Origin of the sequence: Streptomyces sp. rh34 (assembly GCF_002551245.1) — a bacterium.
Taxonomy (GTDB): domain Bacteria; phylum Actinomycetota; class Actinomycetes; order Streptomycetales; family Streptomycetaceae; genus Streptomyces.
In genome coordinates this window covers 1-5,691 of the sequence record NZ_NTGZ01000364.1, presented here as the reverse complement: position 1 = coordinate 5,691, position 5,691 = coordinate 1, and the positions used below count along the sequence as shown (strand labels likewise).

Below are 5,691 nucleotides of genomic sequence, written 5' to 3'. Positions count from 1 at the left end.
AGATGTGTATAAGAGACAGAGGCGGCGGGGAGGGGCCGGCGGGAGGCGACCGGGCGGGCGGCCGGGGCGGACCGGGGAGGGGCGACAAGGCGGGATGGTGCGGGCCGGGGCGCGGACTCCGGGCCGGCGGCGGGGGATATCGGCATACGACCAGGCTGGCCGTGCTCCGCCGCCCGGGTCCAACACCTGCTCCGCACCGATTCACGCGTCCGTGTTGTGAATGGTGTCCCGCGCGGTAGATTCGCGGTGTGCCCCCCGCCGACACCGACCCCCGTCTCCTGCGCGCCTTCCTCGCCGTCGCCGACGAACTGCACTTCACCCGCGCCGCCGCCCGCCTCTTCGTCGCGCAGCAGGCGCTGAGCCGGGACATCCGGCGGCTGGAGCGCGAGCTGGGCGCCGAGCTGTTCGTCCGCACGACCCGGCAGGTCACGCTCACCCCGGACGGCGAACGCCTGCTGGCGCCCGCCCGCCGGGTCCTCGACGCGCACGCCGAACTGGCCGAGGCCTTCAGCGGTGCGCCGGCCCGGCCGCTGCTCGTCGACCTGAACAGCGACGGGACGGCCGCCGCCCGGGTGCTGGCGCGGGCCCGCGAACTGCTGCCGGAGTGCGAGCTGATGGCACGCTTCGAGTCCGGTCTCACCTGGGCCGCCGCCGAGATCCTGGCCGGCCGGCTCGACGCCTCCTTCGGCCGGGCCGCCGGGCTGGCCCCCGCGGTGCGCGCGGGACTCTCCGTGCACCCCGTGCGGTACGAGCCGATGGCCGTGATGCTGCCCGTCTCCCACCCCCTCGCCGCACGGGAGGCCGTCGCCCTGGCAGAGCTGTCCGGAGAGACCGTCTACGCGGGGGCCGGCAACGAGCGGACACGGGAGTGGACCGACCTCGCCGCGCTGTTGTTCGCCGAGTGGGGCGTCACCATGGCCCCGCCCGTTCCGCTGGCCGTGGGGGTGGCCGAATTTCAGCGGGTCATGTCGAAGGGGGGTTACCCCGTGCTCGCCGTCGTCGACTTTCCGCCGCTGCCCGGAACGGTGGTGCGGCCGCTCGTCGACCCGGTTCCGCTTTCACCGCTGGCGCTGGTCTGGCGCAAGGGTCTGAACCACCCCGGCGTGGACGCGTTGCGGAGCGCCGCCGACCGGTTGGCGCTTGCCGAGGGGTGGATGGTCCCCCCGGCCGGCTCATGGCTTCCCGAGGGTGATCGGTCACTGATGCGGAACCGTTCCTGATCGCGGGCGGTCGCGGGCACCGCGTCTCACCGGGCCGGGAACCGCCCGGTGAGAGCGAGGTTGCGCACCGGTCACCTCGCGGCACCACGCCGAAAACGCGGGCTCCCTATTGTCGGGGACAACACCCCGACCCCTTGTGGAGGCGCGTGATGGCAGGCCGTTGGATCGAGACCTGGGAGCCGGAGGACGAGACCTTCTGGCGGGAGAAGGGCGAACGCGTCGCCCGCCGCAACCTGTGGTTCTCCGTGCTCTCCGAGCACATCGGATTCTCCATCTGGACCCTGTGGTCGGTGATGGTCCTGTTCATGGGACCGGAGTACGGCATCGACCCGGCCGGGAAGTTCTTCCTCATCTCGACCGCCACCCTCGTCGGCGCGCTGGTGCGGGTGCCGTACACCTTCGCCGTCGCCCGGTTCGGCGGCCGCAACTGGACGGTCTTCAGCGCGGTGAGCCTGCTCGTCCCGACCCTGGCCGCGTTCTGGGTGATGGAGCCCGGGACCTCGTACGCCACCTTCGTCGCGGTGGCGGCGCTCACCGGGATCGGCGGCGGCAACTTCGCCTCGTCGATGACCAACATCAACGCCTTCTTCCCGCTGCGGAGGAAGGGCTGGGCGCTCGGCCTGAACGCGGGCGGCGGCAACATCGGCGTCCCCGTCGTCCAGCTCGTCGGCCTGCTCGTCATCGGCACGCTGGGGGCCTCGCACCCCCGGATCGTCCTCGGCGTGTACGTCCCGCTGATCGTCCTGGCCGGCGTCTGCGCCGCCCTGTACATGGACAACCTCCGGCCCGTGAAGAACGACACCGGGGCCGCGCTGGAAGCCGTCCGGGACCCGCACACCTGGATCATGTCGGTCCTCTACATCGGCACCTTCGGTTCGTTCATCGGCTACAGCTTCGCGTTCGGCCTGGTGCTCCAGATCCAGTTCGGCCGGACCCCGCTCCAGGCCGCCTCGCTCACCTTCATCGGCCCGCTGCTGGGCTCCCTGATCCGGCCCGTCGGCGGCCGGCTCGCCGACCGGTTCGGCGGCGCGCGCATCACCCTGGCCACCTTCGCCGCGATGGCCGCCGCCACCGGCGTCGTCATCCAGGCATCGGGGACCGCCTCGCTGCCCGTCTTCCTCACCGGCTTCACCGCCCTGTTCGTCCTGACGGGCCTCGGCAACGGATCGACGTACAAGATGATCCCCGGCATCTTCCACGCCAAGGCCCTCGCCAGGGGGCTCGACGGGGAGGCGGCCGCCGCCCAGGGACGGCGGCTCTCCGGCGCGGCCATGGGCCTCATCGGGGCCGTCGGCGCGCTCGGCGGCCTAGCCATCAACCTCGCCTTCCGCCAGTCCTTCCAGGCCGCCGGAACCGGAACCGCGGCCTTCTGGTCCTTCCTCGCCTTCTACGGAGTGTGTTTCGCCCTCACCTGGGCGGTATACCTTCGCCGGCCCGCGTCCGTGCCCACGCGGGCCCAGCTCGGCTACGCGGAGGTATGAGGCCGGTCACCGGGGTCACAGGACGACCACCCGGCGTCGTACGACGTAACGGCCGGGAAATACGGGGGAACCGAGCCTGTCACGCATCGTTGACAGGCTCGGGCCCGCGCACATCGCGCACCAGCGGGAAACACAGGAGCCGGGACCACGCCATGCAGGACGACGACACAACGCACGGCCCCCTCGCGGGCTTCACCGTCGGCGTGACCGCCGCCCGTCGCGCCGAGGAGCTCGCCACCCTCCTCGAACGCCGCGGGGCCGCCGTCCTGCACGCTCCCGCCCTGCGGATCGTGCAGCTCGCCGACGACAGCGAACTCCTCGCCGCCACCGAGGAGCTGATCGGCCACGCCCCCGACGTGGCGGTCGCCACCACGGCGATTGGCTTCCGCGGCTGGATCGAGGCGGCCGACGGCTGGGGCGTCGGCGACGCCCTGCTGAAGACGCTGAGCGGGGTCGAACTCCTCGCCCGGGGCCCCAAGGTCAAGGGCGCCATCCGGGCCGCCGGGCTGACCGAGACCTGGTCGCCCGGGTCCGAATCGATGGCCGAGGTCCTCGACCGGCTCCTCGCCGAAGGCGTCGCCGGCCGCCGGATCGCCCTCCAGCTGCACGGCGAACCGCTGCCCGGCTTCGTCGAGTCCCTGACGGCCGCGGGCGCCGAGGTCGTCGTCGTCCCCGTCTACCGCTGGATGCCCCCGCAGGACATCGCCCCGCTCGACCGGATGCTCGACGTCACGGCCGCCCGGGGCCTGGACGCGATCACCTTCACCAGCGCCCCCGCCGCCGCCTCGTTCCTGGGCCGTGCCGAGACCCGCGGACTGCTCCCGGAGATCCTCGGCGCCCTGCGCGACGACGTGCTGGTCGCCTGCGTCGGACCGGTCACCGCCCTCCCGCTCCAGGACCGGGGGATCGAAACCCTCCAGCCGGAGCGCTTCCGGCTCGGCCCCCTCGTCCAGCTGATGTGCGCCCGGCTCCCTCTCGCCGCCCGCGTCCTGCCCGTCGCCGGCCACCGGGTCGAGATCCGGGGCCACGCCGTCCTCGTCGACGACGCGTTGCGCACGGTGCCGCCCGCGGGCATGGCCCTCCTGCGGGCGCTGGCCCGCCGCCCCGGCTGGGTGGTGGCCCGCGCCGACCTGCTGCGGGTCCTGCCCGGCAGCGGCACCGACGAGCACGCGGTGGAGACGGCGATGGCCCGGTTGCGGTCGGCGCTGGGCGTGCCCCGGCTGATCCAGACGGTCGTCAAGCGCGGCTACCGGCTGGCGCTGGACCCGTCGGCGGACACGAAGTACGGCCGCTGAGGAGCCCGGAGCGGCACCGCTAGCGTGGGCGGATGACCGATCACCTCCACCGCATCGCCCCGGACGTGGCCTTCCGCCCCGTCGCGATCACCGACGCGTCCTCCTTCGCCACGGCCCTCACCCGCAACCGCGCCCACATGCGCCGCTGGGAACCCGTACGCCCCGAGTCCTTCTACACCGTCGAGGGCCAGGCCGCCCGGCTCACCGCGCTGCTGGCCGACCGGGACGCGGGGCGGTCCATGCCCTGGGCGCTCGCGGACGACGAGGGCCGGGTGATCGGCGCCTTCACGCTCTCCGGCGTCGAGCGGGGCCCGTACCGCAACGCCCGCCTCGGCTACTGGGTCGACGCGGACCACGTCGGACGCGGTCTCGCCACCGCCGCCGTCGACGCGGTCTGCGCCGCCGCCCGCGACCGGCTGGGTCTGCACCGCGTCGAGGCGGCGACCGTCACCGACAACGCCCCGTCCCAACGAGTGCTCGCCAAGGCCGGGTTCGAGCAGATCGGCACCGCGCCGGGCTATCTGCACATCAACGGCCGCTGGCGCGACCACCACCTGTTCCAGCGGCTTCTGCACGATGACCCGCCGGCCGGCTGAGCGCCGCCGCGGGCGCCTCGCGCACGTGCACATGGCCGTCCAGCGGATAGTCGGGCGGCAGTGCCGGGAGCACCCGCGCCAGCGCGTATCCGCACTTCTCCGCCACCCGGCACGAGGCCCCGTTGTCCACCTGGTGAAGCAACTCCAGCCTGGCGAGGCCCTGTTCGGCGAAGCTCGTGAACGCCCAGTCGGTCAGCACCGTCAGCGCCCGTGACGCCACGCCGCGGCCACGCGCCGCGGCGGTCGTCCAATAGCCCACCTCCGCACAGCCGTTGTGCGGATCCGGCCGCTTCAGGACGATGTTGCCGAGCGGTTCGCCGCCCTGCCGGCCGTCCCGCCCGGTGGCCGTCTCGGCTTCCGTCACGGCTTCCGTCACGGCGAAGGCGAAGCGGGTGCCCGTCGCCCACCCCGTACGCTGCGCCTCCAGCCAGTCGGCCGCCCCGTCCGCTCCGGAGACCTGGGTGGCCAGCCACCGCCGCATCGCCGGATCCTCGTACGCCTCCAGCAGCGCGGGCAGGTCCTCCTCGCGCCACCGGCGCAGCCGCAGGCCGCCGGGGCCGGGCAGGCTGCCCCCGTCGCGGTGGTCCATGGGCGTCTCCCTCTCGTGTTCCATGACCGCCCACGGTACGGGGGCGGGGTCCCGCACCGGGACGGCGGCGGGGGTTACGGCCGGGCCCCGACAGGGGCACTCTGGGGGGTGGCCGTTCCACCGGTGACCAAGGCGGTGACAGGAGCATGGCAGCGGGCAGGGGTACGCGGATGTGGCGGTTCGACGCGGGCCGGATCTGCCTCGATCTGGTGGCCACGGAACACGCGGGCGGGGTGCCCGGGACCTGCGAGCAGCTCGACGGACCCGTGCGTCTGGCCCGGTGGCTGGTCGACGCCCGGCTCGTCCCGCCGGGCACCGTGCTGGCGGAACTGGACGACACCTGGGTGGCCCGCTTCCACGAACTCCGCAGCGCCATCGGCCGCCTGATGGCGGCTCAGCTCGGCGGGCCCGAGGCCGACGGGCCGCTGGAGCGGGTCAACTCCCTCGCGTCCGGGGCGCCTCCGGGGCCCCGCGCGGTGCGCGGCGCGGACGGCGGCCTGGTGCGGACAC

General features: G+C 73.9%; 6 protein-coding genes. 5 read left to right on the top strand and 1 reads right to left on the bottom strand.

Annotated elements, in window-relative coordinates:
- Positions 1–248: 248 nt before the first annotated feature.
- The 4 genes from CR470_RS35230 to CR470_RS35215 all read left to right on the top strand — a co-directional run bounded on the left by CR470_RS35230 (position 249) and on the right by CR470_RS35215 (position 4,592).
- The gene (locus tag CR470_RS35230; protein WP_097871580.1) at positions 249–1,220 is read left to right on the top strand and encodes a LysR family transcriptional regulator; all 972 of its coding nucleotides are present in this window, start codon (positions 249–251) and stop codon (positions 1,218–1,220) included.
- Positions 1,221–1,369: 149 nt separating this feature from the next.
- The gene (locus tag CR470_RS35225; protein WP_097871577.1) at positions 1,370–2,701 is read left to right on the top strand and encodes a nitrate/nitrite transporter; all 1,332 of its coding nucleotides are present in this window, start codon (positions 1,370–1,372) and stop codon (positions 2,699–2,701) included.
- 152 nt (positions 2,702–2,853) lie between these two features.
- Positions 2,854–3,996, top strand: coding sequence for a uroporphyrinogen-III synthase (locus tag CR470_RS35220; RefSeq protein ID WP_097871575.1), 1,143 nt, complete (start codon positions 2,854–2,856; stop codon positions 3,994–3,996).
- Positions 3,997–4,028: 32 nt separating this feature from the next.
- On the top strand, positions 4,029–4,592 hold the full coding sequence (locus tag CR470_RS35215; protein ID WP_097871573.1) for a GNAT family N-acetyltransferase: 564 nt from the start codon (positions 4,029–4,031) through the stop codon (positions 4,590–4,592).
- Here the strand turns inward: CR470_RS35215 and CR470_RS35210 are convergent.
- Positions 4,525–5,181 carry a GNAT family N-acetyltransferase gene (locus CR470_RS35210; protein ID WP_097871571.1) on the bottom strand — a complete coding sequence of 219 codons (657 nt, stop codon included), beginning with the start codon at positions 5,179–5,181 and terminating at the stop codon, positions 4,525–4,527. The genes CR470_RS35215 and CR470_RS35210 overlap by 68 nt on opposite strands.
- Before the next feature lie 146 nt (positions 5,182–5,327).
- Between CR470_RS35210 and CR470_RS35205 the strand changes: the two genes are divergently transcribed.
- Positions 5,328–5,691 (top strand): ABATE domain-containing protein (locus CR470_RS35205; RefSeq protein WP_257139025.1); only part of this gene is annotated, 364 nt, incomplete at its 3' end.